The 25,922-nt window shown below is 74.9% G+C and carries 22 protein-coding genes; 12 read left to right on the forward strand and 10 right to left on the reverse strand.

The window, feature by feature from the left end; all coding sequences use genetic code 11:
* Positions 1 to 40: 40 nt before the first annotated feature.
* The 3 genes from AB0C87_RS18460 to AB0C87_RS18470 all read right to left on the reverse strand — a co-directional run bounded on the left by AB0C87_RS18460 (position 41) and on the right by AB0C87_RS18470 (position 2,975).
* On the reverse strand, positions 41 to 1,237 hold the full coding sequence (locus AB0C87_RS18460; protein ID WP_345175101.1) for a site-2 protease family protein: 1,197 nt from the start codon (positions 1,235 to 1,237) through the stop codon (positions 41 to 43).
* Between the two features lie 40 nt (positions 1,238 to 1,277).
* Complete coding sequence (gene dxr, locus AB0C87_RS18465) at positions 1,278 to 2,495, reverse strand: 1-deoxy-D-xylulose-5-phosphate reductoisomerase (RefSeq protein ID WP_353834411.1); 1,218 nt, start codon at positions 2,493 to 2,495, stop codon at positions 1,278 to 1,280.
* A gap of 99 nt (positions 2,496 to 2,594) precedes the next feature.
* Positions 2,595 to 2,975, reverse strand: a complete 381-nt coding sequence (locus AB0C87_RS18470) for a winged helix-turn-helix transcriptional regulator (protein WP_353834402.1) — start codon at positions 2,973 to 2,975, stop codon at positions 2,595 to 2,597.
* Between the two features lie 124 nt (positions 2,976 to 3,099).
* Here AB0C87_RS18470 and AB0C87_RS18475 point away from each other — a divergent pair, with 124 nt between their 5' ends.
* Positions 3,100 to 3,948: an NAD(P)H-binding protein gene (locus tag AB0C87_RS18475; protein WP_360578599.1), complete on the forward strand. Its 849-nt coding sequence runs from the start codon at positions 3,100 to 3,102 to the stop codon at positions 3,946 to 3,948.
* Position 3,949: 1 nt separating this feature from the next.
* Here the strand turns inward: AB0C87_RS18475 and AB0C87_RS18480 are convergent, their stop codons facing one another.
* The gene (locus tag AB0C87_RS18480; RefSeq protein WP_353834400.1) at positions 3,950 to 4,897 is read right to left on the reverse strand and encodes an ATP-binding protein; all 948 of its coding nucleotides are present in this window, start codon (positions 4,895 to 4,897) and stop codon (positions 3,950 to 3,952) included.
* A gap of 351 nt (positions 4,898 to 5,248) precedes the next feature.
* On the opposite strand from AB0C87_RS18480, the gene AB0C87_RS18485 reads away from it, so the two are divergent.
* A complete protein-coding gene (locus tag AB0C87_RS18485) occupies positions 5,249 to 5,548 on the forward strand; it encodes a hypothetical protein (RefSeq protein WP_345175094.1) in 300 nt (99 codons plus the stop codon).
* Between the two features lie 91 nt (positions 5,549 to 5,639).
* Here the strand turns inward: AB0C87_RS18485 and AB0C87_RS18490 are convergent, their stop codons facing one another.
* The 4 genes from AB0C87_RS18490 to AB0C87_RS18505 all read right to left on the reverse strand — a co-directional run bounded on the left by AB0C87_RS18490 (position 5,640) and on the right by AB0C87_RS18505 (position 10,741).
* Complete coding sequence (locus AB0C87_RS18490) at positions 5,640 to 6,845, reverse strand: ABC transporter substrate-binding protein (RefSeq protein ID WP_345175092.1); 1,206 nt, start codon at positions 6,843 to 6,845, stop codon at positions 5,640 to 5,642.
* Between the two features lie 466 nt (positions 6,846 to 7,311).
* Positions 7,312 to 7,677 carry a hypothetical protein gene (locus AB0C87_RS18495; RefSeq protein ID WP_345175090.1) on the reverse strand — a complete coding sequence of 122 codons (366 nt, stop codon included), beginning with the start codon at positions 7,675 to 7,677 and terminating at the stop codon, positions 7,312 to 7,314.
* A 224-nt stretch (positions 7,678 to 7,901) separates the two neighbouring features.
* Entirely contained in the window at positions 7,902 to 9,401 is a 1,500-nt protein-coding gene (locus AB0C87_RS18500) for a CoA-acylating methylmalonate-semialdehyde dehydrogenase (protein WP_360578601.1), read from the reverse strand.
* The gene (locus AB0C87_RS18505; protein WP_345175087.1) at positions 9,398 to 10,741 is read right to left on the reverse strand and encodes an aspartate aminotransferase family protein; all 1,344 of its coding nucleotides are present in this window, start codon (positions 10,739 to 10,741) and stop codon (positions 9,398 to 9,400) included. Before AB0C87_RS18505 ends, AB0C87_RS18500 begins: the two co-directional genes overlap by 4 nt.
* A 146-nt stretch (positions 10,742 to 10,887) precedes the next feature.
* Here AB0C87_RS18505 and AB0C87_RS18510 point away from each other — a divergent pair, with 146 nt between their 5' ends.
* Both AB0C87_RS18510 and AB0C87_RS18515 read left to right on the forward strand, forming a co-directional pair.
* Positions 10,888 to 12,510: a PucR family transcriptional regulator ligand-binding domain-containing protein gene (locus AB0C87_RS18510; protein ID WP_345175085.1), complete on the forward strand. Its 1,623-nt coding sequence runs from the start codon at positions 10,888 to 10,890 to the stop codon at positions 12,508 to 12,510.
* A gap of 60 nt (positions 12,511 to 12,570) precedes the next feature.
* On the forward strand, positions 12,571 to 13,365 hold the full coding sequence (locus AB0C87_RS18515) for an alpha/beta hydrolase (protein WP_345175083.1): 795 nt from the start codon (positions 12,571 to 12,573) through the stop codon (positions 13,363 to 13,365).
* Here the strand turns inward: AB0C87_RS18515 and AB0C87_RS18520 are convergent.
* A complete protein-coding gene (locus AB0C87_RS18520; protein ID WP_360578604.1) occupies positions 13,340 to 14,356 on the reverse strand; it encodes a hypothetical protein in 1,017 nt (338 codons plus the stop codon). The two genes, AB0C87_RS18515 and AB0C87_RS18520, sit on opposite strands and share 26 nt — an antisense overlap.
* Before the next feature lie 116 nt (positions 14,357 to 14,472).
* On the opposite strand from AB0C87_RS18520, the gene AB0C87_RS18525 reads away from it, so the two are divergent.
* Positions 14,473 to 15,603 carry a glutamate--cysteine ligase gene (locus AB0C87_RS18525; RefSeq protein WP_345175079.1) on the forward strand — a complete coding sequence of 377 codons (1,131 nt, stop codon included), beginning with the start codon at positions 14,473 to 14,475 and terminating at the stop codon, positions 15,601 to 15,603.
* Positions 15,604 to 15,680: 77 nt separating this feature from the next.
* Here AB0C87_RS18525 and AB0C87_RS18530 read toward each other — a convergent pair whose 3' ends face one another.
* On the reverse strand, positions 15,681 to 16,181 hold the full coding sequence (locus AB0C87_RS18530) for a WYL domain-containing protein (RefSeq protein WP_345175077.1): 501 nt from the start codon (positions 16,179 to 16,181) through the stop codon (positions 15,681 to 15,683).
* 198 nt (positions 16,182 to 16,379) lie between these two features.
* Here AB0C87_RS18530 and AB0C87_RS18535 point away from each other — a divergent pair, with 198 nt between their 5' ends.
* Genes AB0C87_RS18535 through AB0C87_RS18565 form a run of 7 tightly spaced genes read left to right on the forward strand, consistent with a single transcriptional unit; the run spans position 16,380 to position 25,826 of the window.
* Positions 16,380 to 17,630 carry a hypothetical protein gene (locus AB0C87_RS18535; protein WP_360578606.1) on the forward strand — a complete coding sequence of 417 codons (1,251 nt, stop codon included), beginning with the start codon at positions 16,380 to 16,382 and terminating at the stop codon, positions 17,628 to 17,630.
* Positions 17,627 to 20,014, forward strand: a complete 2,388-nt coding sequence (locus tag AB0C87_RS18540) for a tetratricopeptide repeat protein (RefSeq protein WP_360578608.1) — start codon at positions 17,627 to 17,629, stop codon at positions 20,012 to 20,014. Before AB0C87_RS18535 ends, AB0C87_RS18540 begins: the two co-directional genes overlap by 4 nt.
* On the forward strand, positions 20,011 to 21,309 hold the full coding sequence (locus AB0C87_RS18545; RefSeq protein ID WP_360578610.1) for a protein phosphatase 2C domain-containing protein: 1,299 nt from the start codon (positions 20,011 to 20,013) through the stop codon (positions 21,307 to 21,309). Before AB0C87_RS18540 ends, AB0C87_RS18545 begins: the two co-directional genes overlap by 4 nt.
* Positions 21,306 to 22,634, forward strand: a complete 1,329-nt coding sequence (locus AB0C87_RS18550) for a VWA domain-containing protein (protein ID WP_353834531.1) — start codon at positions 21,306 to 21,308, stop codon at positions 22,632 to 22,634. Before AB0C87_RS18545 ends, AB0C87_RS18550 begins: the two co-directional genes overlap by 4 nt.
* A gap of 2 nt (positions 22,635 to 22,636) precedes the next feature.
* Positions 22,637 to 23,482: an FHA domain-containing protein gene (locus AB0C87_RS18555; RefSeq protein ID WP_360578612.1), complete on the forward strand. Its 846-nt coding sequence runs from the start codon at positions 22,637 to 22,639 to the stop codon at positions 23,480 to 23,482.
* A complete protein-coding gene (locus tag AB0C87_RS18560; protein ID WP_360578614.1) occupies positions 23,479 to 24,990 on the forward strand; it encodes a hypothetical protein in 1,512 nt (503 codons plus the stop codon). Before AB0C87_RS18555 ends, AB0C87_RS18560 begins: the two co-directional genes overlap by 4 nt.
* Complete coding sequence (locus AB0C87_RS18565; protein ID WP_360578616.1) at positions 24,978 to 25,826, forward strand: glutamate ABC transporter substrate-binding protein; 849 nt, start codon at positions 24,978 to 24,980, stop codon at positions 25,824 to 25,826. The genes AB0C87_RS18560 and AB0C87_RS18565 overlap by 13 nt, the downstream gene beginning before the upstream one ends.
* The last annotated feature ends 96 nt before the right edge of the window (positions 25,827 to 25,922 follow it).

Consider the following 25,922-nt stretch of genomic DNA (forward strand, 5'->3'; position numbering starts at 1 on the left):
GTGTGACCATTTGAGCACACTCGGTAAACGTTTCACGTCATTACGGCAGTCGAAGGGGGTTCAGCACGTCGGCGAGAATCAGCAGCACGCCGAATCCCACCAGCACCAGCACGGCCAGGTATGTCAAGGGCATGAGCCGCGTCATGTCCACGGTGCCCGGATCCGGCCGCCCCCTGATCCGGTTGACGCCGGCCCGCGCCCGCTCGTAGGCGACCACCGCCAGGTGACCGCCGTCCAGCGGGAGCAGGGGCAGCACGTTGAGCACGCCGAGGAAGATGTTCACCGAGACGACGAGCGACAGGTAGAGGGCGACCTTGTCGCGGGCGGAGCTCTGGGCGGAGAAGATCTGCCCGGACACCTCGGTCGCGCCGACCACGCTGCCGACCTGGCCGCCGGGCGTGCTCCCCCGCTCGGGCGAGAACAGCTTCGGGACGGCGGAGGGCAGGTCCGCCGCGGCCCGCCCGATCCCGGCCACGGTGCGGCCGATGCCCTCCCCGGCGAACACGGCCGCGTTGAGCGGCCCGGTCCGCTCGTACCCGGCGCCCACGACCTTCGCCGACATCCCGACGAACGGCCGCCCGTCCACGTCCGCGAGCGTGATCCGGAGCGTCACCGGCCTCGGCGCGCCCGGCCGCACGACCACGGCCGTCACGGTCCGGCCCGGCTCGGCGGCGTCGATCGCCCGGGTGAGCCCGCTCCAGTCGGAGATCGCAGTGCCGTCGAACGAGACGACGCGGTCGCCCGCGCGCAGCCCGGCCCGCACGGCGGGGGACGTCGGCCGGTTCCCGCCGCAGCCGCTGGACAGCGAGGCGGGCACGCACGTCGTGACCGCCTCGACCGTGCTGGTCACCGTGCCGGGCTCCCGCACGCCGATCGTCATGGCCATCGCCATGAGCAGCAGGAACGCGAACACCAGGTTGGCGACCACGCCGGCCGCGATGACGACCGCGCGCCTCCCGGCGGGCTGCCGGTAGAACGCGCGCGGGCGGTCCGCGGCGGGGATCTCCTCCAGCGGCGTGTAGCCGACGATCTTGACGAAGCCGCCCAGCGGGACCGCCTTCACGCCGTACTCCGTCTCGCCCCGGCGGGTGGACCATAGGGTCGGGCCGAACCCCACGAAGTACTGCGTGGCCTTCATCCCGAACCGCTTGGCGGTGAGCAGGTGCCCGCCCTCGTGGAGCATCACCGAGACCAGCAGCGCCACCACGAACGCCACCGCGCCGAGGAAGAAGGCCATCGGGTCCCCTCCGAGGTTCCTCCCGAGGCGGGCCCCCGGGTCAGACGGTCGCGGTCAGTTCCCTGGCCCTGGTCCGCGCCCAGGTGTCCGCCGCGAGGACGTCGTCGAGCGTCAGGCCTCCGGTGGTGCCCGAACCGTGCTCCTCCACTACCCGCGCGACGGTGTCGACTATCCCGAGGAACGGGAGCCGTTCCGCGCGGAAGGCCTCCACGCATTCCTCGTTGGCGGCGTTGTAGACGGCGGGGACCGTCCCGCCCAGCTCGCCGGCGCGGCGCGCCAGCGCGACGGCGGGGAAGGCCTCGTCGTCCAGGGGGAACAGCTCCCAGGTGTGCGCCCTGGTCCAGTCGACGCCGGGCGCGGCGTCCGGCACCCGGTCGGGCCAGTCGATGCCGAGCGCGATCGGCAGCCGCATGTCGGGCGGGCTCGCCTGCGCCAGCGTGGAGCCGTCGGTGAACTCGACCATCGAGTGGATGACCGACTGCGGGTGCACCATCACCTCGATGCGGTCCATCGGGACGTCGAAGAGCAGGTGCGCCTCGATGACCTCCAGGCCCTTGTTGACGAGGGTCGCGGAGTTGATCGTGATGACCGGGCCCATGTCCCAGGTGGGGTGGTTCATCGCCTGCTCCGGGGTGACGCCGGTCAGCTCGTCGCGGGCCCGCCCCCGGAAGGGTCCGCCGCTCGCGGTGAGCACCAGCCGCCGCACCTCCTCGGCCCGCCCGCCGCGCAGGCACTGGGCGAGCGCCGAGTGCTCGGAGTCGACGGGGACGATCTGCCCCGGCCGCGCCCGCTCCTTGACGAGGGGGCCGCCGACGATGAGCGACTCCTTGTTGGCGAGGGCGAGGGTGCGCCCCGCGTCCAGCGCGGCCAGCGTCGAGGCGAGGCCGAGGGCGCCGGTCACCCCGTTGAGGACCACGTCGCACGGCCAGGCGGCGACCTCGGCGACCGCGTCGGGACCCGCCACGATCTTGGGGATGGGGTAGTCGCCGGAGGCGTAGCCGCGCCGCTTGGCCTCGGCGTAGAAGGCGAGCTGGAGCTCCTGCGCGGCGGAGGCCCGGGCCACCGCGACGACCTCGGGCCGGAACTCCAGCGCCTGCTCGGCCAGCAGGTCCACCCGCCCGCCGCCGGCCGCCAGCCCCGTCACCCGGAACCGGCCGGGGTTGCGTCGGATCACGTCCAGGGCCTGGGTGCCGATGGAGCCGGTGGAGCCGAGGACGACCAGCTCGCGGGCGGCCGTGTCGGGGCTTGAAGGAGACATCACGCGTCCATTGTCGGGCATCGGCCGCCCCGGGATCGCGCGGACGCCGTTCGCCCCGCCGCCGCCCCGCCGCCGCCCCGCCGCCGCGCCGGTCCCGTCTCAGCCCTCGCCGCCGTCGTAGGCGCTCCGCGCCCGCTCGACCTTCTCCAGGTTCTCGGCGGACCACTCCGCGAGCGCCGCGAACAGCGGCGCGAGGCTGCGGCCCAGCTCGCTGATCTCGTACTCGACGCGCGGCGGCACCTCGGGGTGGTAGGTGCGGACGACGAGCCCGTCGCGCTCCATCTGCCGCAGGCGCTGGGTCAGCACCTTCGGCGTGATCGTGGCGACGCGGCGCTGGAGCTCCACGAACCGCTGCCGCCCGTACTCGTGCAGCGTCCACAGGATCGGGGTGGTCCAGCGGCTGAACACGAGGTCGACCACCGGGGCGATCGGGCAGGCCAGCTCGGGGTCGAGCGCCTCCTCGGTCCTGGCGTCCACCATCACGGCCTCCCGGGGTAGTCACTTTCTTCTAGGTACCTACTATATCCAGGATGTTAGCTTTCCCCGTGTCGCACCGCGACGGCACCGCCCCGGCGGTGTCAACGCAGCTCAGAGGGAGAAAGCAATGATCGTTGTCATGGGCGCCACGGGGAACGTCGGGCGGCCGCTGGTGCGGGCGCTGGCCGAGGCGGGCGAGCGGGTGACGGCGGTGTCGCGCACCGACCCCGGCGACCTGCCCGCAGGCGTCGTCCACCGCGCGGCCGACCTCGCCGAGCCGGAGACCCTCCGGCCCGTCCTGGACGGGGCGGACGCGCTCTTCCTGCTCGTCGCCGGCCACCTGCTCGGCACGCCCGAGGACCTGGACCCGCGCGCCGTCCTGGACGTGGTGAAGTCCGCCGGCGTGGAGCGGGTCGTGCTGATGTCCTCGCAGGGCGCCGGCACGCGCCCGACGGCGCACAGCCACAGCCACCTCAAGGCGTTCGAGGACGCCGTCCGGGAGTCGGGGCTGGACTGGACCATCCTGCGGCCCGGCGGCTTCGCCAGCAACGCGTTCGCGTGGGCGCAGCCGGTCCGCGCCCACCGGGCGGCCGCCGCGCCGTTCGCCGACGTCGCGCTGCCGTTCGTCCACCCGTCCGACATCGCCGAGGTCGCGGCCGCGGCCCTGCGGGAGAGCGGGCACGAGGGCCGCGTCTACGAGCTCACCGGGCCCGCTCCGCTCACGCCGCGGGAAAGGGCGCGGACGATCGGCGACGTGCTCGGCGAGCCGGTGGCGTTCGCCGAGCAGACCCGGGAGGAGGCGCGGGCGCAGATGCTGGAGTTCATGCCCGCGCCGGTCGTCGACGGCACCCTCGACATCCTCGGCGAGCCGACCGAGGCCGAGCGCCGCGTCAGCCCCGACGTGGAGAAGGTGCTCGGCCGCCCGTCCCGCTCCTTCGCGCAGTGGGCCGGGGAGAACGTCCACGCGTTCCGCTGAGTCACCGGGACAGCGGGAGCCGGAGCACGAGACGGGCGCCGTAGGCCCCGTCGGCGACCTCCAGGGTCCCGCCGTGGGAGAGGGCGATCTCCCGCGCGATCGGCAGGCCGAGCCCGCTGCCGCCCTTGTCGCGGCTGCGGGCCGGGTCCAGCCGGGCGAACCGCTCGAAGACGCGGTCCCGGTCGGCGAACGGGATTCCCGGGCCGTCGTCGTGCACCTCGACGACGGCCCCGTCGCCGTCCGCGCGGGCCTCGACCTCGATCTGCGCGGCGGCGTAGCGCTCGGCGTTGGCGAGCAGGTTGCGCACCGCGCGGCCGAGGCGCTGCCGGTCGCCGCCGACGACGAGGCCCGGCTCGACCTTCACCACCATCGCGACCGGCGGGCTGCGCAGCGCGGCCTCCGCCTCCACCAGCGCCCCGAGGTCGATGGGCTCCCGGGCGGGGATGTCGCCGGAGTCGAGGCGGGCGAGGACGAGGAGGTCCTCGACGATCCGGTGCAGCCGGTCGATGTCGGCCAGCGAGCGGCGCAGGGTGTCGACGGCGTCGCCCTCCTCGGGGGCGGCGAGGGCCAGCTCGATGCGGGTGCGCAGCCCGGTGATGGGCGTGCGCAGCTCGTGCGAGGCGTCGGCGACGAACGCGCGCCGCTGAAGGATCGCGGTCTCCAGCCGGTCGAGCAGCTCGTTCACGCGCTCGGCCAGCCGCTCCGCCTCATCGCCCGTGGCCGGGACGGCGACGCGGCCGCCCGCGTCGTCCTCGGTCAGCCTCTCCAGCTCCCGCCGGAGCCGTTCCACCGGCCGGAGCGACCCGCGCGAGGAGTGCGCCGCCCCCCACCTGGCCGCCGCGACGGCCACCGCCGCGAGCGCGGCCATGACGGCCGCGAGCACCCCGGGGCGGCCCACGCCGGCGAGCGCGTAGAGGACGGCGGCCGCCGCGCCCACCGCGGCCACCATCAGACAGCCGAATGCGGTGTCCGTCGCCGAAGTCACACGCGTCCGCGGGAGGCGGGGCATGTGCGGCCGGACTCGCCGATCCTCGACGTTCCTGGCCGACATGTCTCCTTTGTACGTACGGACCTGCCAAAAGAGAGCAAAGGGCCTGGTCGGTGACCGCATAACCTGCCGAAAAGCGGTCATTGCCTCGACGGCCCGCCGTGCCGGGCGCCGGACATAACCCGCGAGCCCTTGGGGCGCAGGGCGACACGGGAGGCTTTGCCGCCCTTTTCACCTTCCCTAGCAGCGACAACACACTTCCCCGCCTATAAAGGAGGACGTGAAGGCGACTCCCACCGGGGGGATGGAGACATGGGCCAGAGGGGCGAGCCGGTCGTCGACCCGCAGGGGTTGAGCACGGCCCAGCGCCTGGGCGACGCGTGCGTCGTCTGCCGCAAGAGATGGCCCCGGCCGCGCGTTCGCGTCGGCCGCCTGCCGGACTCGTCCGGGGTGTTCGCGTGCGACGACTGCGCACCCGCCCCGCCGGTACCCCGCGCACGGCGGGGCCCCCGGGAGCCGCTCACGGGCGCCGGACGGACGGTGGGGGAGCCGCCGCCGGCGCGGACGGCGGCAGGCGCCGCCGTCATGGAGGTCTCTCCAGGGAGAGGGTGACTTGGGCGTTTCGGGGGGAAGCCCAGGACCACCCGTGAGGCGCGCCCGGCTGGGGGCGGTCGGGCGCGTCGGAGAGACTCTCGCGCGGACCTCAGGCCTTGGTGGCCTGGATCCAGGTCCGCGTCCACTCGGCGTAGTCGGTGCAGTCCTTCTCGCCCGAGTCGCCGCCGCACGCCTTCGACGGCGCGTGCGCGAACACGATCTTGTTGAGGTAGCCGCGGTCGCCCACGTGGTAGGCGGCGCAGAAGCCGGACTTGAGGCGGTCGCCCGAGCACGCCTGCGGGTTGGCGGGCGCGACCCCCGTCCACTCGGCGACCTGCTGCTGGACGTCCGGCGAGGCCGTCCACTGGAGCCACTGGTACATGCAGTTCGGGTGCTGGACGCGGGCGCCGATCATCCACGCGTCCATCCATCCGGTCGCGCCCTCGGACGGGATGACGCTCTGGACGGGCCGCGACGCGCGGTTCAGCACGTCAGCGTGGTAGGGCCAGGCCTGGCCGAGCACGGCCCGGCCGCCGGCGAACGCGCTGACCGCGTCGGCCGGAAGGTCCCAGTACTCCCCCACGTACCTGCGCTGCTGGGCCAGGACCCGCCCGGCCGCGGAGAGCTGCGCCGGCGTCAGCGAGTAGGGGTCGCGGATCTTGAGCTTGCGCTGCCGGCCCTTGAGGTAGAGCGCGGCCTCGGCGATCGCGAGCGGGCTGTCCCGCATGACGATCTTCCCGGAGTAGCGGCGGGCCTGTCCGGGGTCGAACAGCGCGGCCCAGCTCGTCGGCGCCTGGACGGCGCGAGTGTCGTACATCAGCAGGTTGGAGCCCCACACGTACGGCAGGCCGTAGTGCTTGCCGTCGCGTTCCAGGAGCTTGCGCAGCCTCGGTTCGAGCTTCTTGTACCCGTCCACGAGGTCGGGGTTGATCGGGACGGCCTGGTTCTCCTCGACCAGCCGCCCGGCGACCTCCGGCGGCGCGGCGACGCCGTCGTAGCGGCGGCCCCGGTCGCGCATGAGGTCGGCCATCTCCTCGGGCGTCTTGACGACCTTCAGGCCGATCTTGCAGCCGGTGCGCTCCTGGAAGGGCGTGACCCAGTCCACGCGCGGGTCGGTGCCGCCGCTCTCCACCGAGCCGGGCAGCGTGAGGAGGTTCAGCGCCCCCTCGCCGGGGCCGAGGGTGCTCACCACCTTGGCGACGCCCACCGGCTTGTCGTCCCCGCCGCTGCACGCGCCGAGCCCCGCGGCGCCGAGTGCCGCGGCCGCCGCCAGGGCCGTCGCCGCCTTGACCCGTGCCGTGGCCCTGCGCCGCATGTCGCTCCCGATCCGTGCCAGGGCCCTCCCCCTCGCGAACGGGCCCGTCGGCGCAGCGTAGCGTCTCCGCGGCGGGCGGACGCACGGACCCCGCTCGCGAACGGCGGTGCCGGACGACTCCCGCCGCCATTGCGCGGGTCGCGGCGGACGCCGACGATGTGATCGCCGGTCTCGCGGAACTTCTCATCCGTCCGGTGAGGACTTCGGCCGGAATTACCGAAGATCGCGACTCGCCTGTTTCCCGGCGGGCTTTCCCGCGGGTGACAACGGCATGACCATTACCGCACCCTCGGATGCGGATTCGGGCCGGACCGCTGGAAGGGGAGGCCGCCGGGCCCCGGAGGGACGGTGGGTGCTGGCGTCCGCGCCATACACGGAGGTTGCTGGAGAGGATATGGCGCGGGCCCGCGTCCCGTCCGGGGCCGCGGCGGCACCGGTGGGCGTGGTGGGGGTGGGGAACGGCGGATCACCCTGCGGTGCCGCCCGGCCACGCGATCACCGGTACCCGGCCGGACGGCGGCGGTGTGACGCCCTCGAGACGGAGGAGGTTCGAGGGACGCCGCACGTCCTGCCGGGGGTCGAGGGACGGCCGGACCAGGCCGCCCGGGGGCGCCGGCCCGCCGGCCGGGCGCCGCGCCGGCACGGCGCCGGCGACCACCTCGATCCGCGCGATGAGCCGCTGCGGAGTGTCGGCCTCGAGGAAGTCCCCCACGTCGCGGTCCCTGGGCGGCAGCGCCCACCAATGGCCGGTGAACAGGCCGAACCAAATGGTCCAGCCCGGGAATCGCCTTCCGAGCGCGTCCACTTCGGCGGCGTGGTCGCCTGCGGTCATAGCGCGGCTCTCCTGCACATCCGGCTCCACCGGCCCGCGGCCGACGACCACGGGTTTCTTACTGCCGACCCTGACTTTTGAATTCGCTTCAATTAAGGGAGACAGTCAGATTGTGTCGCCGGACACAGACCCAGTCAATGGGGTGGAGCCATTATTCACCCGGCCGCGCAGGACGGAAATTGACAACGGAAAAACGTGCTCGGTAGGTAATTCCCGCGGAGCCCTCAGCCGCTGGTGGGGAAGCCGAGGTTCACCCCGCCGTGGGACGGGTCGAGCCAGCGCGCCGTCACGGCCTTCGTCCGGGTGTAGAAGTGGACGCCCTCCATGCCGTGGGCGTGGCTGTCGCCGAACAGCGAGTCCTTCCAGCCGCCGAACGAGTAGTAGGCCATCGGCACCGGGATCGGCACGTTCACCCCGACCATGCCGACCTCCACCTCGTTCTGGAAGCGGCGCGCCGCCCCGCCGTCGTTGGTGAAGATCGCGGTCCCGTTGCCGTACGGGTTGGCGGCGATCAGTTCCATGGCCGCGTCGTAGGACCCGGCCCGCACGACCGACAGCACCGGGCCGAAGATCTCGTCCTGGTAGGCGTCCATGTCCGGGGTGACGTGGTCGAGGACGGCCGGCCCGAGCCAGAAGCCGTCGCCGGCGCCGCCCAGGACTTCCGGGTCGCGCCCGTCGACGGCGAGCGTGGCGCCCTGCGCGACGGCGCCGTCCAGATAGGACGCCACCCTGTCCCGGTGCGCCCTCGTGACGAGCGGCCCCATCTGCGCCTCGGGGTGGTCGCCCGGCCCCACCCGCAGCCCGGCGACCCGCTCCTTGATCTTGGCCGTCAGCTCGTCCCCGACCGGGTCCACGGCGACGACGACGGAGATAGCCATGCACCGCTCCCCCGCCGACCCGAATCCGGCGGACACCGCGGCGTCCGCCGCGAGGTCGAGGTCGGCGTCCGGCAGCACGAGCATGTGGTTCTTGGCCCCGCCGAGCGCCTGCACCCGCTTGCCGTTCGCGGCCGCCGTCCCGTAGATGTGGCGCGCGACCGGGGTGGAGCCGACGAAGCTGACCGCCCTGACGTCGGGATGGCGCAGCAGGCCGTCCACCGCCGCCCTGTCCCCGTGCAGGACGTTGAAGACGCCGTCCGGCAGCCCCGCCTCGGCCCACAGCTCGGCGAGCCGGACCGACGCCGACGGGTCCTTCTCGGACGGCTTGAGCACGAACGTGTTCCCGCACGCGATCGCGACGGGGAACATCCACATCGGCACCATCGCCGGGAAGTTGAACGGGGTGATCCCGGCGGCCACGCCGACCGGCTGGAGGATCGAGTAGGCGTCCACCCGCGAGGAGACGTTCTCGGAGAACCCGCCCTTGAGCAGGTGCGGGATGCCGCAGGCGAACTCGGCGACCTCCAGCCCCCGGGCGACCTCGCCGGCCGCGTCGGCGACCACCTTGCCGTGCTCGGACGAGATGAGCCGGGCGAGCTCCCCGCGGTGCGCGTCCACCAGCTCGCGGAAGCGGAACAGCACCTTCGTGCGCTGCGAGAGGGAGGCGTCCCGCCAGCCGGGGAACGCCGCCTTCGCGGCGGCGACCGCGGCGTCGACCTCCGTGTCCCCGGCGAGGTCGACGGTCCCGGCCACGCGCCCGGACGCGGGCTCGAAGATCTCGCCGCGCCGGGCGCTCTCCCCGCCGAACGGCTTCCCGCCGATCCAGTGCGTCACGTGCCTGGTCATGCGTCCTCCCGGCGAGCGGCCGTCTCCGGCCCGCCGGCGACGGCGGTCCCGTTGACGGCTTCCAGCGATGCGATCAGGATGCCGAGGCCCTCCGCGGCCTCGTCGTCGGTGAGGGTCAGCGGCGGCGCCATGCGCACCACGTTGCCGTACAGGCCGCCCTTGCCGACCAGCAGCCCCCGCTCGCGGGCGGCCTCCATCAGCGCGGCGGCGAGCGGCGGGCTCGGCTCGCCCGTCCGCGGGTCGGCCAGCTCGACCGCGAACATCAGGCCCTTGCCCCGCACGTCCGCCACGATCGGGAACCGGCCGGCCGCCGCCGACAGCCCCCCGATGATCGTCGCGCCCTGCCGGGCGGCGTTCGACCGCAGGTCGTGGTCGAGGACGTAGTCGAGCGTGGCGTTGGCCGCGGCCATCGACACCGGGTTGCCGCCGAAGGTGGAGATGCCGACCGCGTGGAGGCCGTCCATGAGGTCGCCGCGCGCGACGACGCCGCCGACCGCGAAGCCGTTGCCGAGCCCCTTGGCGAAAGTGATCACGTCCGGGGTGACGCCGTGGTCGTCGATCCCCCAGAAGCCCTGGCCCGTCCGGCCCCAGCCGGTCTGCACCTCGTCGGAGATGAACAGGATGCCGAACTCGTCGAGGACGCGCTTGTAGGCGGCGAACAGGCCGTCCGGCGGCATCGTGAAGCCGCCGACGCCCTGGATCGGCTCGGCGATGAGCGCGGCGACGTCGCCGCCGGTGGCGGTGGCCAGCACGTGCCGCAGGTCCTGCGTGCAGGCGTCGATGTACTGCTCGTCCGACATCCCGGCGAACTGCGGGAGCCGGCGGTCGGCGCCGTGCAGGAAGTGGACGTCCAGCGGGGAGTACGACAGGTTCGTCCAGCCGCGGTTCCCGGTGACGCCCGTCGCGGCGAACGACCGGCCGTGGTAGCTCTGCCGCATCGCGAGGACCTGGTCGCTGCGCCGCGCGTACGCGGCCAGCAGCAGCGCGGTCTCGTTGGCCTCCGTCCCGGAGTTGGTGAAGAACACCTTGGCGTCCGGGATGCCCGACAGCCGGGCGATCTTCTCGGCCAGCTCCACCTGCCCGCGCAGCAGGTACGCCGTGGAGGTGTGCACGACGCCGGTGGCGATCTGCCGCTCCACCGCGTCCCGGACCTCGGGCACGTCGTACCCGAGCATGTTCGTCAGGATGCCGATGAAGAAGTCGAGGTAGGAGTTCCCCTCGGCGTCGGTCACGCGGTTGCCCTTGCCGCCGACGATCTCGATGGGGTCCCGGTAGTTGAGCGCCATCCAGGACGGCATGACCGCCCGGTGGCGCCTGAGCAGGTTCGCGTGTTCCGACATGCCCCAAGTCTCGTTTCCGGCGGGCGGCCGCGGCCACCCGCAGAGTGTCAGGACCGGGCGCCTCCGCTTAACGGTCTGCTGGCGGCCGACCATCGGTAACGGCCGGATCATCGCCGCTGACACCCTGTACGGATATCCTCGCCGTGATGCTGCCCACTGTCGACGACGTCCTCCAGCTCGACGCGGTACGCCGCGGCCAGCCGCACGTCGTCGCGGGCGCCGACCGCACCGGCAACCGGGTCCGCTGGGTGCACGTCGCCGAGGTCACCGACATCGCGCATCTGCTGCACGGCGGCGAGCTCGTCCTCACCACCGGGATCGCGCTGCCCGACGAGCCCGAGCGGCTCCGCGCCTACATCGCCGACCTCGCCGACGTCGGTGTCAGCGGCCTGATGATCGAGCTCGGCCGGCGCTACGCCAGCGTGCTGCCGCCCCCGCTGATCGCCGCGGCCGAGGAGTTCGGCCTGCCGGTGATCGTGCTGGCGCACGAGCCCGCGTTCGTCGACATCACCGAGTCGGTGCACGCCCGGATCGTCCAGGAGCAGTTCGCCGAGCTGCGCGCCTCCGAGCAGCTGCACGAGATCTTCACCCAGCTGTCGGTCGAGGGCGCCTCCACCGACGAGGTCGTCCGGCAGGTGGCGGCGCTCGGCGGGCACCCGGTGGTGCTGGAGAACCTCGCCCACCAGGTCCTCGCCGCGGACGCCGGCGGCGCCGACCCGGCCGAGCTGCTGTCGGCGTGGGAGACCCGCTCGCGGGCCGTCCGCCCCGGCCGCCGCACCGGCTACGACGAGGCGTCCGGCTGGCTGGTCACGATGGTCGGCGCGCGGGGGGAGGACTGGGGCCGGCTGATCGTCGACCTCGGCGCGCCGCCGTCCCCGCGCGAGACCGTGCTGATCGAGCGGGCCGCCACCACCCTCGCCCTCGGCCGGCTCCTCGACCGGCACGCCGAGAGCGTCGAGCGGCAGGCGCACGGGACGATCATCGCCCGCATCCTCGCGCACGCCTACTCCGACCCGCAGGAGGCGGCGGCCCGCGCCCGCGCCCTCGGCGTCCCGCTGTCCGGCCGCCGGCTGCTCGGCGCCGTGCTCCGCCACCGCGGCCCCGCGCTGTCCCGGTCCGCCCCGCCCGTCGGGGAGCTGTCGCAGCTCGCCGAGACGGCCGCGGCGGCCTGCAAGGACGCGCGCCTCGCCGCGCTCGTCGGCGTCCTGGACGAGGGCGGCCCGCACGCCCGCGTCGGGGTCCTGGCCTCCCTGCCCGCCCGCGCCGACGTGGAGACCGCGCTCACCGAGGTCGCCACCCGGATCCGCAAGCAGTCCGGCGACACCGTGATGGCCGCCGGGTCGGTGGTGGAGACGATCCGCGACGTCCGCCGCTCCTTCCTGGAGGCCGAGCAGGTCGCCGACGTCGCCGCGCGCGGCTCCGGGGCCCGCCTCTACTACCGCCTGCCCGACCTGCGCCTGCGCGGGCTGCTGCACCTCCTCCGCGACGACGCCCGCGTCCAGACCTTCGTCGAGCGCGAGCTCGGCCCGCTCCTGGAGTACGACGCCCAGCGCGGCAGCGACCTCACGCGCATCCTGGAGCTGTACCTCGAATCCGGCCGGAACAAGGCCGTCGCCGCCCAGCAGGCGCACCTCTCCCGCCCCGCCTTCTACGAGCGCCTCCGCCGCATCGAACGGGTCCTGGACGCCGATCTCGACGACGTGGAGTCGTGCGTGTCCTTCCATGTGGCGCTCCTGGCCCTGTCGTCCGTCCGCTGGGAACGTTCCTGACCGGGCCGGTGACCGGTGAAGGCCGTTCGCGGCCGGTTCCGCGCGCATACGCTTTAGCGCATGGCGGACGCGGTACTGCACGTTCATCGGTACGGGGACCCGGGCGGAGCACCGGTGGTCATGCTCCACGGGGTCTGCGGTCACGGGGCGCGCTGGCGGCGGACCGCCGAGCGGTACCTGCCGGACCGCTCCGTCCTCGCGCCCGACCTGCGCGGCCACGGGCGGTCGACGCACGAGCCGCCGTGGACGGTCGAGCGGCACGTGGCCGACGTCCTCGCGATGATGGACGCCGAGGGCGTCGAGCGGGCCGACCTCGTCGGGCATTCCTACGGCGGGATGATCGCGCTGCACCTCGCGCGGACCGCGCCGCGGCGGGTGCGGCGGCTCCTCCTGCTGGACCCGGCCATCGGGCTCGTCCCGGCGGCCGCGGGCCGGGAGGCGCGCGGGCAGCTGTCCCCGGCGTCCTTCCGCGACGTCGCCGAGGCGCGGGCCGACCGGGCGGCGCGCTGGCCGGCGGCTCCGCCGGACGCCGTGGACGAGGAGGTCGCCGAGCACCTGGAGCACGGCCCGGACGGACGGCTGCGGTGGCGGTTCGAGCCGGCGGCCGCGGTGACCGCGTACTCGGAGATGGCCCGCCCCCACCTCGCGCCGCCCGCCGACGTGCCCACGCACCTGGTCATCGCGACGGCGGCCGACTTCGTCCGCCCCGAGTTCGTGGTGGACCTGCGCGCCGCGCTCGGCCCCGGCCTCGTGATCAGCGAGGTCGACGCCGGCCACATGCTCTACGTCGACCGGCCGGAGGAGACCGGGACGCTGGTCGCCGCATGGCTCAGCGCAGGCGGCGCCGACCGGTGAACGGCGGCAGGGTCAGCGGGGTGTGCAGGCCCGGCGGGGCCTCGGCCACGGCGGGGACGGCGCTGACCATGCGCAGCGCGGTCGAGGCGGCGGGGTCGTCGGCGGCGGGCCCCGCGAGGTCCATCCGCCAGGGCGGCTCGCCGTCGATCTCGACGCGGTGGCCGCCGGTCGCGCCCGGCGGCGGGGCCGGCCAGTGGGGGGCGATGTCGGCGCGCACCCGGGCGACGTGCTCGACGGTGATCACGGGACGGCCGCGCAGCAGCCCCGACACCTGGAACCGCAGGCCGGCGAGGGTCCCCTTGGCGACGCGGCCGATGTCCTCGGGCGCCGGGCACAGTTCGTAGGTCTCGGTCACCTCGTCCAGCGGAACGGCCAGGTGCTCGGCGAGGAGGCGCACGACCGGGCCCCACGCCCGCCTCGGCCCGCCCGGCCGGACGATCGGCGGACGGTGCCCGAGGGGGCCGCCGAAGCCGAGCCGGGCGCCGGCCTCGGGGTCGTCCCGGCAGGTGAAGCGGGTGACCTTGACGGAGTGCACGCGCAGGCAGCCGCCGCTCAGCAGCAGCGGGAGGACGTCGTTCACCGGGCTGGGTCCGAGGGTGAGGCAGGCGGCGCCGCCGGTCGCGCACGCGGACCGGAGCCGGCGGACGAGGGCGCGGTCGGCGGACGGCGGATGGACGAGTGAGGGCAGCATGTCCGAGACCACGCCGGTGCCCGATTCCAGGATGCGGCACAGCTCCCCTGCCGCGTCCCGGGCGCGGGAGGCCGTGTGGCAGACGACATGGGGCCGCCGGGCCAGGAGCGGCGCCGGGTCCTCGGTGGCCCGGATCCCGGCCGGGCGGCCGCTTCCGGCCAGCTCGGCTGCGTCGACGCCGGCGTGCCGGGGGTCGACGGCGACGATCCCGGCGAGTTCGAGGTCCGGGTGCCCGAGCAGCGCCCTGAGCGACGATCTGCCGACGGGTCCGGTGCCCCACTGGCCGACGAGATAGGACATACCACCTCCTTTTGACCAAGCGCTCGGTCGACGCCGGCGCATTCTAGGCAGGCCCGCGCCGCCAGAACGCTCCCCTCGCGGGACGTACATCCGTGCTGGCAGGGAAGGAATGTCTGGTGACACTTCGCGCGGCGGGGCGCACGTTCGGCGTGGAGGAGGAGCTGCTCCTGGTCGACCCGGAGACGGGCGCGCCCCAGGCCCTGTCCGGCTCCGTGATCCACTACGCCCGGCGCCACGACGAGCTGTTCCTGACCGGCGGGCGGCGCTCCAAGGCGCTGGAGACCGAGCTCCAGCGCGAGCAGCTGGAGACGGCCACCCCGGTCTGCGGCTCGCTCGACGAGCTGTCCGACCACGTCCGGTCGGCTCGGATCGCGGCGGGCCAGTCCGCGGCCGGGGTGGGCGCCGCCGTCGCCGCGCTGGCGACGTCGCCGGTCAGCGTCCGCCCCTCGCTCACCCCGTCGCACCGCTACCTGCGGATGGCCGACGCCTTCGGCCCCACCGCCGACGAGCAGCTCACCTGCGGCTGCCACGTGCACGTCGGCATCGAGTCCCCCGAGGAGGGCGCCGCCGTCCTCGACCGGATCCGGCCGTGGCTGCCGCCGCTGCTCGCGCTCAGCGCGAACTCCCCGTTCTGGCAGGGCGCCGACACGGGCTCCGACAGCTGGCGGCACCAGGTCTGGGGCCGCTGGCCCTCCAGCGGCCCGACCGAGCTGTTCGGCTCGGCGAGCGCGTACCGGACGGCGGTGGACGCGCTGCTCGCGACCGGGGTCCTGGTGGACGAGGGCATGATCTATTTCGACGCCCGGCTGTCGCGGCACTACCCGACGGTCGAGATCCGCGTCGCGGACGTGTGCCTGGACGCCGACGACGCCGTTCTGCAGGGTGCGCTGGTGCGGGCGCTGGTCGACACCGCCGCGGACGCGTGGCGGCGGAGCGAGCCGCCCGACCCGGTGCGCACGGACCTGGTGCGCCTGGCCATGTGGCGGGCCGGGCGCTCCGGCCTGCGCGGCGAGCTCGTGCACCCGCGCACCCACACGGCCGCCCCCGCCCGCGAGGTGGTGGCCGCGCTCGTCGAGCACCTGGCCCCCGCGCTCGACCGCGCGGGCGATCTCGACACCGTCGCCAAGCTCCTCGGCGGCGTGCTGGAACGCGGGAACGGAGCCCGGTTCCAGCGCGCCGCCTACTCCCGTGCCGGCGATCTGAGGACCGTGGTCACCGCCGCCGTCCAGCGGACGATGGCGGTCTGACCGGCCCGCGGCCCGGTTCGGAAACGGCCCCCAGCGGTCCGCGGGGACCGCTGGGGCGCGGCCCCCGCGGCGGGCGGTCAGCCCGCCTGGCGCCGCTGGAAGGGGAGGTAGCGGTCGGCGCGCCGGTGCCGGGCGAGCAGACCGGTGGACTCGACCGCGAGGATGCGGTCGAAGCGGAAGGCGCGCACGCCGCGGCGCATGCGGCACCAGCCGACGAGGTACCAGTGGTCGCGGTGCACCAGGCAGGTGACCGGCTCGACCTCGCGGATCGTGACGTTGGCGCCGGCGTCGCCATAGCAGAGCCGGACGACGCGGTGCTCGGTGATGGCGGCGGCGACCACGCGGGCGCGGTCGGAGGTGGAGGCGTCCAGGGGCGTGGTGAGGGTGGCGAGCGTGGTGGTGACCACGTCGTCGTGCGGAGCGGCGTCGAGGAGGATGTGCAGGGCGCGGCGCGCGGTGGTGGCCTGCGGGCCGGTGCCGAGGTGCGCGAGCGAGAGCGCGAGGGCGGCGATCTCCGCCGCCGTGAGCGCGGCCGGCGCGGTGGGCGCGGTCTGGGGGTGCGTCGCAACGTTCGCCATGGTTCGATCATACGTTCGAACACTGACATTTTGCAGGCCCGCGCGGGGAGTCGCCGCCTTCGCGGTGCGGCCGGGGTCCGTCGGGCGCGGTGATCGGCCCCGCGCTTGAGAAGGCGGCCTCGCATGGTGAAAACTGGCCCCGGAAACGTGCCTATTCGGGGGAATCAGGGGCGAACATGGGCCAGACGTGGATCAGCGTTGAGTGAGCCGCGCCTGGACCGGCCTCCGATGAGCCGGGACGAGGCGGACCGGGTGCTCGCGCGCCTCCGGGAGGAGAGGGAACGGATCGGCGCGGCCCTGCTGGACCTGGAGGCCCACCAGGGGTACCAGTTGCTCGAAGGCGCGGCGCTGCGGGGCGCGACGCTGCGCGTGCAGTCCGACGTGCGGTCGCGGACGGCGTCCCTGTGGCTGCTGTTCGACCTGCACGGGCGCGTCCTGTCCGCCGCCGAGGAGCTGCGGGCCCGCCACGGCAGGCCCGGTCAGGCGCAGCTCGCCGAGCTCACCCGCCTCCTGGAGGGGCCGTCGGTGGAGCTGCCCGCGGCGGAGGTGCCGCTTGAGCGGCGGACGCTGCTGGCCGTCCCGTCCGGCGAGAGGCTGACGCCGCGCGCGGCGGTCGACCGGATGACGCCGCTCTACGAGGAGGTCGCGCGGGCGGTCGCCGCGCTCGACGCGGTCTGGTCGACGCTGCTGTCGCGGCTGGCCGAGGTCGAGGCCGAGCGGCGGGCGGCCGAGGAGCTGCTGGAGTCGGCCGGCGGCGCGGACCCCGCCTTCGAGCGGCTGCGCGACGAGCTGGAGACCGTCGCCGCGACCGTGCGCGCCGACCCGCTCGCGCTGGCGCGGGACGGCCACGCCGACACCGCGCGGCTGGACGCGATCCGCTCCGGCCTCGCCGAGGTGCGCCGCGGCCTGGAGGAGACGGAGCGGCTGCGCGAGGGGTTCGCCGCCCGGATCCGCGGCGTCGCCGCCGTCCTGGACCTGGTGCGCGAGGCCGAGGCCGAGGCGCGCTCCGCCCGCGACGAGGTCCTCGCCAAGATCACCGCGCCCGCGCTGCCGGACCCGCCCGACTCCTCCGCCGCCCTCGCCGACCGCCTCTCCGCCGTCACCCGGCCCCGTCCGGGCGCGGCTGCGCGGGGCGGCGGCTGGCGCGAGACCGCGCGGCGGGTCGCCGACCTGGAACGCGCCGCGGACGCGGCGCTGGCGCGGGCACGCGAGACCACCGGCCTGATCCGGGGCCTGCTGGACCGGCGCGAGGAGCTGCGCGGCCGCCTGCAGGCCTACCGGGCGAAGGCCGCGCGGCTCGGCCACGCCGAGGACGCCGAACTGGCCCGGTCCTACGAGCAGGCACGCGAGCTGCTGTGGACCTCTCCCTGCGATCTGCGGAAGGCCACCGTGGCCCTGAACGCGTACCAGCGGGCCGTCACCTCGCGAGCGAAGGGAGCGGACCGATGAGCCAGTGCGCGCAGCCAGGCTGCGGCGGGACGATCGCGGACGGCTACTGCGACGTCTGCGGCAACCCACCGGCGGCGTCCGCGCCCGCGCCGGCTCCGGCCGCCGCGCCGAGCGTCCCGGCCCCGCGCCCGCCCGCCGAGCGGCCCGACCAGTGCCACCAGGCCGGCTGCGCCGGCACGATCATGGACGGCTACTGCGACGTGTGCGGCTCACCGCCCGCGTACACCGCCCGCGTCCAGGCCGCCGCGAGCGCGTCCGGCGGCTCGGGCGCGTCGGCGGCCACGGGAGCGTCGGGCAGCACGGCGACCGGCAGCACCCGGACGGGCAGCACCCGCACCGGATCGGCCCGCTCCTCCGGCCGCCGCGGCATGCTCGGCGCCGGGCTCGTCGAGGTGCCGCGCGTCCCCTACCGGGACCCCTCCAGCGCGGTGATGAGCGACCCGCAGGTCGCGGAGGCCAAGCGGTACTGCAGCGGCTGCGGCGAGCCCGTCGGCCGCGGGCGCGGCGACCGCCCGGGCCGCACGGAGGGCTTCTGCCCCAAGTGCGGCGCCCGCTTCTCCTTCACCCCCAAGCTCGTCCCGGGCGACCTCGTCGGCGGCCAGTACAGCGTGCTCGGCTGCCTCGCCCACGGCGGGCTCGGCTGGATCTACCTGGCCCAGGACAAGAACGTCAGCGACCGCTGGGTGGTCCTGAAGGGCCTGCTCGACAGCGGCGACGCCGACGCGATGGCCGCGGCGGCGGCCGAGCGCGCGTTCCTCGCGGAGGTCGAGCACCCCAACATCGTCAAGATCTACAACTTCGTCCAGCACGGCGGCGACGGCTACATCGTCATGGAGTACGTGGGCGGGGAGTCGCTCAAGGACATCCTGCTGCGTCAGCCGCTGCCGGCCGGCCAGAAGCACCTGCCGCTCGCGCAGGCCATCGCCTACGGGCTGGAGGTGCTGCGGGCGTTCGAGTACCTGCACGCCCAGGGGCTCGTCTACTGCGACTTCAAGCCGGACAACGTGATCCAGTCCGAGGAGCAGCTCAGGCTGATCGACCTCGGCGGGGTACGGCGGCTGGACGACCCGGACGGCGCGATCTACGGCACGGTCGGCTACCAGGCCCCCGAGATCGCCGACGCGGGCCCCTCGGTGTCCTCCGACCTCTACACGGTCGGCCGGGCGCTCGCCGTGCTGAGCTTCCCGTTCAAGGGCTACACCCGGGGGTTCGCCGACTCGCTGCCGCCGCGCGAGGAGATACCCGTCCTCCAGCGGTTCGAGTCCTACGACCGGCTGCTGCGCCGCGCGACGCACCGGGAGCCGACCGCGCGCTTCCAGGACGCGGCGGAGATGGCCGAGCAGCTCACCGGCGTCCTGCGCGAGGTGCTGGCGGCCGAGGACGGCGTCCCGCGCCCCGCCCCGTCCGGGCTGTTCGGCCCGGAGCGGTTCACGACGCGGATGGCGGGCGAGGCGCGGGAGGAGGCGGCGCTGCCGCCCGTCCCGCCGCCGGTCGCCGCGGCGGCGCTGCCGGTTCCGCTCGTGGACGGCGCCGACCCCGCGGCCGCGTTCGTGTCCGGGCTCGGCGCGCTGGAGCCCGCGCAGGCCGCCGAGGCGGCGGCGAACGCTCCCGAGAGCACGCCCGAGGTCAGGCTGGCGCTCGCCCGCGCCAGGATCGAGCTCGGCGCGGCCGACGAGGCCGACGAGCTGCTCGACGCGCTCGCCGCGGAGCGCCCCTCCGACTGGCGGGTGGGCTGGTACCGCGCGGTCGGGCTGCTCGCGCGGGGCCGGGTGGACGAGGCCGCGCCGCTGTTCGACCGGCTGTACGGGCTGCTGCCCGGCGAGGCCGCCCCCAAGCTGGCCCTCGCCTACTGCCGCGAGCGGTCGGCGCCGCACGACGCCGTCCGCCTGTACGAGACGGTGTGGCGCACCGACCAGAGCTACATCAACGCCGCCTTCGGCCTCGCCCGCGTGCATCTGGCGGCGGGCGACCGCCGCGCCGCCGTCGCCGCGCTCGACTCGGTGCCGAAGATCTCCATCCGGTACGTGCCCGCGCAGGTCGCGGCCGTCGTGACGGCGGTGCGCGACCGTCCCCCCGTCGAGCTGACGGCGGCCGAGCTGGTCGCCGCCGGCCACCGGCTCGCCGCCCTCGACCTGGACGCCGAGCGCCGCGACAGGCTCACCGCCGAGGTGCTGGAGGCCGCGCTCGGCTGGATCCTGGCGGGTCCCGGCACGGCGGCCGGGGCGCAGGGCGGCTCCCTGTTCGGCGCCGCGCTCGCCGAGGGCCCGATGCGCCGCCTTCTGGAAGGGACATACCGGGAGCTGGCACGCCGCACCCGAGACAGGGACGAGTGCCGCCGGCTCGTCGACTCCGCCAACGCCGTACGCCCGAGGACGCTGCTGTGACCGACGACCACACCCGAGCCGACGACACCGCCGGTACCGAACCCCCCGGAACCGGCACGGCCGGGACGGACCAGGGGAAGGCGGCCGAGCTCGCCTGCCCCGCCTGCGGCGCCGTGGTGTTCGCCGAGGAGATCTTCTGCGAGGAGTGCGGGCACCGGCTCGCCGACGGCCCGCCCGCCGCGGCCGCCGGGCGCGACGGCGCCACGATCAGGCAGGAGTCCGCGCCGTCCGCCCGGCGGGCGGACCGGGCGGGCCCGTGCCCCGGATGCGGCGGGACGGCGATCGACGCCGACGGCTACTGCGAGACGTGCGGCCTGCGCCAGCCGGCCGCACGCGACCACGTCGAGATCGAGCTGCCGGCCGCGTCCGGCGGCAACGGCACCCGCCCGGTCGTCGCGGCGGGCGCGAGCGACCGCGGCCGCCGCTACAGCCGCAACGAGGACGCGCTGGCCCTCGCCGCGCACCTGTCCGGCGTCGCGGCGGTCGTGTCCGACGGCGTCGGGTCCTCGCAGCGTCCCGACGAGGCCTCCCGCGCCGCGGCCGACACCGGCCTCGGCGAGCTGGTGGCGCGGCTCGACGCCGGGGAGGACGCCGAGGACGCCACCCGGCACGCGGCGCTGCGCGCGGCCGCCGCCGTCGCCGCGCTCGCCACCTCCCCGTCCGATGCGCCGTCGTGCACCTACGTGTCCGCGGCGACGCGCGGCCCGGCGGTCACGGTCGGCTGGATCGGGGACAGCCGCGCCTACTGGCTGGCCGCGGACGGCTCCGGCGGGTCCGGCGAGGACGCCGCGGCGGGGCCCGCGCCCGACGAGATCGACGGGGCCGAGGTCAGCACCGGCGACATGGCCGAGCTCGGCGCGTCCCGCCGGCTCACCGAGGACGACTCGTGGGCCGCGTTCATGGTCGCCGAGGGGTCGCTGACCGAGGCGGAGGCGGAGGCGCACCCGAACGCGCACGTCATCACCGCGTGGCTGGGCGCCGACGCCGGGCAGGTCAACCCGCACGTGGCGACGTTCCGGCCCGGCGGTCCCGGCACGCTGCTGGTGTGCAGCGACGGGCTCTGGAACTACTTCCCGGCCGCCGCCGACCTGGCGGCCCTGCTGTCCGGCCCCGGCGGCGAGTCGCCGGGCCCGGCGGCCGACCCGCTCGGCGCCGCGCGGACGCTGGTGAGCCGCGCGCTGGAGGCCGGCGGCCGCGACAACATCACCGTCGCCGTGATCCCGGTCCCCTCCCCCGGCGGCTCCGGCGGCCGCGTCCACGAGAGCATCCCCCAGAGCACGGAGGAGCCCCGATGAGGGAGCCGCAGTTCAGCATCACCGTCGACCAGAACAAGTACCTGCCCGAGGGCGGCCGCGAGGTGCACGCCATCGTGTCCGTCGAGGCGGACGCGGGCGAGGGCGCCCCCGTCCCGTCCTCGACCCGGGCCTCCGAGGTCGTCATCATCGACACCTCCGGCTCGATGTCCTTCCCCGAGACCAAGCTGCGCGCGGCGATCGCGGCCGCGCAGGTCGCGGTCGACACGCTGCGCGACGGCGTGGAGTTCGCCGTCGTCTCCGGTTCCAACACGGCCAAGATGGTCTTCCCCCGGCACCAGGGGACGGTCCCGGCGACGCCGGAGACCCGCGCGGAGGCCAAGCACGCGCTGAGTCTGCTGAGGGCGGCCGGCGGCACCGCGATCGGATCATGGCTGCGGCTGGCCGACGACCTCTTCGGCGGCCGCGACGGCATCCGGCACGCGATCCTGCTGACCGACGGCAAGAACCAGCACGAGACGGCGGAGGAGCTCGACGCGGCCCTGGCCCGCTGCGGCGGGCGCTTCGTCTGCGACTGCCGCGGCGTCGGCACCGACTGGGAGGTCGCCGAGCTGCGCAAGGTCGCCTCCGCGCTGCTCGGCGGCGTCGGCATGGTGGCCGACCCGGCCGGGCTGGTCGAGGACTTCCGCGCCATGACGGAGGCGGCGATGGGCAAGTCCGTCGCCGACGTCGCCCTGCGCGTGTGGACGCCGCAGACGGCGCGGCTCCGGTTCGTCAAGCAGGTCTCGCCGTCGGTGGAGGACCTCACCGGCAAGCGCGCGGAGTCGGCGCCGCAGGCCGGCGACTACCCGCTCGGCGCGTGGGGCGCCGAGAGCCGCGACTACCACATCTGCGTCGAGGTGCCGCCGGGCGAGGTCGGCAAGGAGCTGCGCGCCGCGTGGGTGAAGCTCGTCGTGCCGGGCGCGCCGGGCGAGGAGGCGCGCGTCGTCGCGACCGCGAACGTCCTCGCCGAGTGGACCGACGACGAGGCGAAGTCCACCCGCATCAACCCGCGGGTGGCGGGCTACACCGGGCAGGCGGAGCTGGCCGCGGCGATCCAGGAGGGCCTGCAGGCCCGCAAGGACGGCGACCTCGACACCGCGACGGCGCGGCTCGGCCGGGCCGTGGTGCTCGCGGGCGAGGCCGGCAACGACGAGATCACCGCGATGCTCCGCAAGGTGGTGGACGTCGTGGACGAGGCGAGCGGCACCGTCCGGCTGAAGCGCGACGTCAACAAGGCCGACGAGATGGAGCTCGACACGCGCTCCAGCAAGACGGTCCGGACCCGCAAGGACGAGACGGTGACCACCAGGAGGGGCGAGAGCTGACCATGGCGAGCTGCCCCAGCGGACACACCTCGCAGGCGCAGGACTACTGCGACGTCTGCGGCGAGCGCATCGAGGGCGCCCCCACCGGCGCGGCCCCCCTCCCGTCCGGCCCGCAGCCGTCGCCGGGCGGGACTCCGTGCCCCGACTGCGGGACGCCCAGCACCGACCGCTTCTGCGAGGCGTGCGGCTACGACTTCGCCATCGGCGGCGGCAGGCCCACGCCGGAGCCCGAGCCCGCGGCTCCGCCGGAGCCCGAACCCGCGGTGCCCGTCCCGTCCGGACCGGGCACGGCGCAGCGCGGGCCGTCGGATCCGCGGCGTCCGCCCTCGCCTCCCGTGCCGGCCCCGCCCGTTCCGGCCCCTCCAGTGCCGGCGCCGCCCGTTCCCGCTCCCCCGGTCCCGGCGCCTCCCGTCCCCGCGCCGCCGGTGCCCGGAGCGGTGTGGACGGCGGTCGTGAGCGCCGACCGCGAGTACTACAGCACGGTCATCGCCGAAGAGGGCCCCGACTCGGCGTCCCTGGCGTTCCCCCCGTACGCGCCCGAGCGGCGGATCCCGCTCTCCGGGCAGCAGGTCCGCATCGGGCGGCGCAGCTCGTCGCAGCCGTCCCCGCCCGAGATCGACCTGCGCGAGCCGCCCGAGGACCCCGGCGTCTCCCACGTCCACGCGGTGCTGCTGGCGAAGCCCGACGGCACCTGGACGCTGGTCGACCCCGGCTCGACCAACCGCACCTGCGTGAACGGCTCCACCGACCCCATCCCGTACAACGTGGAGGTCCCGGTCTCCGAGGGCGACCGGATCCACTTGGGCGCCTGGACCACCATCACGCTCACCCGAGGCGAGGCGACATGACGGCCGTCCAGCAGTCCCCGCCGGCGGGGCGACCGGCCCCCGCCGCGCAGCCGTCGCCGCCCTCCCGGGAGGGCGGCGGCACGCGCCCCGGGACGGGCGGCGAGGCCCCGTCCGGTCTCGCGCGGCTGCTCCCCCGCACCGTCGCGTCCCGCGTCAGGACGCTGACCGCGCTGTCGCTCGTGCTGCTGGTGGCGCTGCTCGGCGTCGGCTGGGCGGCGATCGCGAACGCCCGCGAGGGCGTGCGCGTCATCGGGCACGACGCGGGCCCGCAGGTCGTCGCCACCGGCGACCTGTACTTCCAGCTCTCCGACATGGACGCGCAGCTCGCCGACGCACTGCTGATCGGCGACGCGGCGGGCGGCGGACGCGAGCAGGCGCTCGCCCGCTACGACCAGAACCGCCGCAAGGCCGGCGACGCCCTGCTGAAGGCCGCGAAGCTCGCGGACGAGACGACGGAGAACAACACGGCCCGGGACCTGCTGGACGCGCTCGCCCGCTACGAGCGCCTCGCCGGGCAGGCCCTGCTGCTGGACCGGCAGTCCCCGCACGCGTCCGGGCCGCCGTCGCAGAAGGTCGTCGAGCTGTACCGGCAGGCGACCGACCTGATGAAGCTGGACCTGCTGCCGAAGGCCTACAACCTGACGCTCGACAACGGCACCCTCGTCCGGCACACCTACGAGGACAAGCGCTCGGCGGTCCTCCTCGGACGCACGGGCGTCCTCGCCACGGGCCTGGTCCTCCTGGCCGTCCTCCTCGGGTTCCAGCTCTACCTGGCCCGGCGGTTCCGGCGGCTGCTCAACGTGCCGCTCGCGCTGGCGACGCTCGGCACGCTCGCCCTGGTCGCGGCCGGGACCCTCATGCTCACCGGCCAGGCGAACCATCTGCGCCAGGCCAAGGAAGAGGGCTTCGACTCGATCCTCGGGCTCTCGCGGACGCGCGCCATCAGCAACAGCGCGAACGCCGACGAGACCCGGTTCCTGCTCGACCCCGGGCGGGCCGACGCCTACGAGCAGGTCTACCTGAGCAAGTCGCAGACCGTCCTGTACCTGAAGGCCGGCAACCTGACCCAGTACAACGCGGCCGTCCAGAAGGACCTGTCCTTCGAGCCCGGCCGCGTGAAGTTCCTCGGCTTCCTCGGAGCCGAGGCCGACCGGCCGGTCCAGTCGGCCCGGCAGAAGGCGCAGCTCACGGACGTCATGAACAGGGTGCTAGCCGACTACCAGAAGGTCCAGGCCAACGACCGCCGGATGCGCGACCTCGTCGACCGGGGACAGCGCGACGAGGCGGTCGCCGCCCGCGGCGCGGCCGCCGCCGACTTCACCCGGTACGACCGCTCCCTGCAGGCGCTGGTCGCCATCCACAGGAAGGCGTTCGACGAGGCCGTGAAGGACGGGGACGGAGGCACGAGCGGCTGGTACGCGGTGCTGCCCGCCGCGGGCGCCGTCATCGCCGCGCTCGTCCTCGCGGGCGTGCGCCCCCGCCTGGCCGAGTACCGGTGGTCGAAGTGAGGGCGCGGAGCATCGCGGCGGCGCTCCTCGCGGCCGCGGCCGTCCTCGGCGCGGGGACGGCGTGCGGGATCGCCGACGCCGGAGAGGACTCCGTCGCCGGAAAGGACGCGCTCGTCATCGGCGTCAACGGCGACCAGCCGGGACTCGGCGAACGCCAGGGCGACGGGTCGTTCACCGGATTCGACGTCGACATCGCCAAAGAGATCGCCCGGCGGATGGGCGTGGGCCCGGGCGACGTGACGTTCAGGCGGGTGACGTCGGCGACCCGCGAGAAAATGCTCCAGGACGGCGACGTCGACCTCGTGGTGGCCAGCTATTCCATCACGCCGGAACGCAAGGTGAAGGTGTCGTTCGCGGGTCCCTACTATGTGGCCCACCAGGACATTCTCGTCCGCAGGTCCGAGGCCCGCGCCATCCGGAACATCGACGACCTGAAAGGGCGGCGGCTCTGCCGCGTGCCCGGGTCGGTGTCGTTCCCGCGCGTCCACGACGAGCAGGGCGTCGCCGCGCTCCCGGTCGAGGCGAGCGGGTACGCCGGCTGCCTCACCGCGCTCACCGGGGGCCGGCTCGACGCGGTCTCGACCGACGACCTGATCCTCGCGGGCCTCGCGGCGAAGGCGGCCGGCGGCGGTCTCACGCTCGTCAACGCCCCGTTCACCGACGAGCCCTACGGCGTCGGCATCAGGAAGGGCGACGTCGACGGCTGCGAGGCGGTCAACAAGGCGATCACGCGGATGTACCAGGACGGCACCGCGCCGCGGCTGCTGGACAAGTGGTTCCGCCCCGCCGGGTTGAAGGCCACCACCACCGTCCCGCAATTCGAGGGCTGCGTCTGAGAATTCGTCACCCAGCGCACGGAAGGCGTCACGGAATGGCACGGGAAGAACAGGTGAGACCGGCCGGTCATGGAGATCAGTCGGTTACGTAAGTTC

The organism is Actinomadura sp. NPDC048021, from assembly GCF_040653135.1.
Taxonomy (GTDB): domain Bacteria; phylum Actinomycetota; class Actinomycetes; order Streptosporangiales; family Streptosporangiaceae; genus Spirillospora; species Spirillospora verrucosospora.

Coding starts and splice junctions, on each gene's coding strand:
- AB0C87_RS18460 (WP_345175101.1), bottom strand. CDS start 1,237: ATGGCCTTCTTCCTCGGCGCGGTGGCGTTCGTGGTGGCGCTGCTGGTC.
- dxr (WP_353834411.1), bottom strand. CDS start 2,495: ATGTCTCCTTCAAGCCCCGACACGGCCGCCCGCGAGCTGGTCGTCCTC.
- AB0C87_RS18470 (WP_353834402.1), bottom strand. CDS start 2,975: ATGGTGGACGCCAGGACCGAGGAGGCGCTCGACCCCGAGCTGGCCTGC.
- AB0C87_RS18475 (WP_360578599.1), top strand. CDS start 3,100: ATGATCGTTGTCATGGGCGCCACGGGGAACGTCGGGCGGCCGCTGGTG.
- AB0C87_RS18480 (WP_353834400.1), bottom strand. CDS start 4,897: ATGGTGGCCGCGGTGGGCGCGGCGGCCGCCGTCCTCTACGCGCTCGCC.
- AB0C87_RS18485 (WP_345175094.1), top strand. CDS start 5,249: ATGGGCCAGAGGGGCGAGCCGGTCGTCGACCCGCAGGGGTTGAGCACG.
- AB0C87_RS18490 (WP_345175092.1), bottom strand. CDS start 6,845: ATGCGGCGCAGGGCCACGGCACGGGTCAAGGCGGCGACGGCCCTGGCG.
- AB0C87_RS18495 (WP_345175090.1), bottom strand. CDS start 7,677: ATGACCGCAGGCGACCACGCCGCCGAAGTGGACGCGCTCGGAAGGCGA.
- AB0C87_RS18500 (WP_360578601.1), bottom strand. CDS start 9,401: ATGACCAGGCACGTGACGCACTGGATCGGCGGGAAGCCGTTCGGCGGG.
- AB0C87_RS18505 (WP_345175087.1), bottom strand. CDS start 10,741: ATGTCGGAACACGCGAACCTGCTCAGGCGCCACCGGGCGGTCATGCCG.
- AB0C87_RS18510 (WP_345175085.1), top strand. CDS start 10,888: ATGCTGCCCACTGTCGACGACGTCCTCCAGCTCGACGCGGTACGCCGC.
- AB0C87_RS18515 (WP_345175083.1), top strand. CDS start 12,571: ATGGCGGACGCGGTACTGCACGTTCATCGGTACGGGGACCCGGGCGGA.
- AB0C87_RS18520 (WP_360578604.1), bottom strand. CDS start 14,356: ATGTCCTATCTCGTCGGCCAGTGGGGCACCGGACCCGTCGGCAGATCG.
- AB0C87_RS18530 (WP_345175077.1), bottom strand. CDS start 16,181: ATGGCGAACGTTGCGACGCACCCCCAGACCGCGCCCACCGCGCCGGCC.
- AB0C87_RS18540 (WP_360578608.1), top strand. CDS start 17,627: ATGAGCCAGTGCGCGCAGCCAGGCTGCGGCGGGACGATCGCGGACGGC.
- AB0C87_RS18550 (WP_353834531.1), top strand. CDS start 21,306: ATGAGGGAGCCGCAGTTCAGCATCACCGTCGACCAGAACAAGTACCTG.
- AB0C87_RS18555 (WP_360578612.1), top strand. CDS start 22,637: ATGGCGAGCTGCCCCAGCGGACACACCTCGCAGGCGCAGGACTACTGC.
- AB0C87_RS18560 (WP_360578614.1), top strand. CDS start 23,479: ATGACGGCCGTCCAGCAGTCCCCGCCGGCGGGGCGACCGGCCCCCGCC.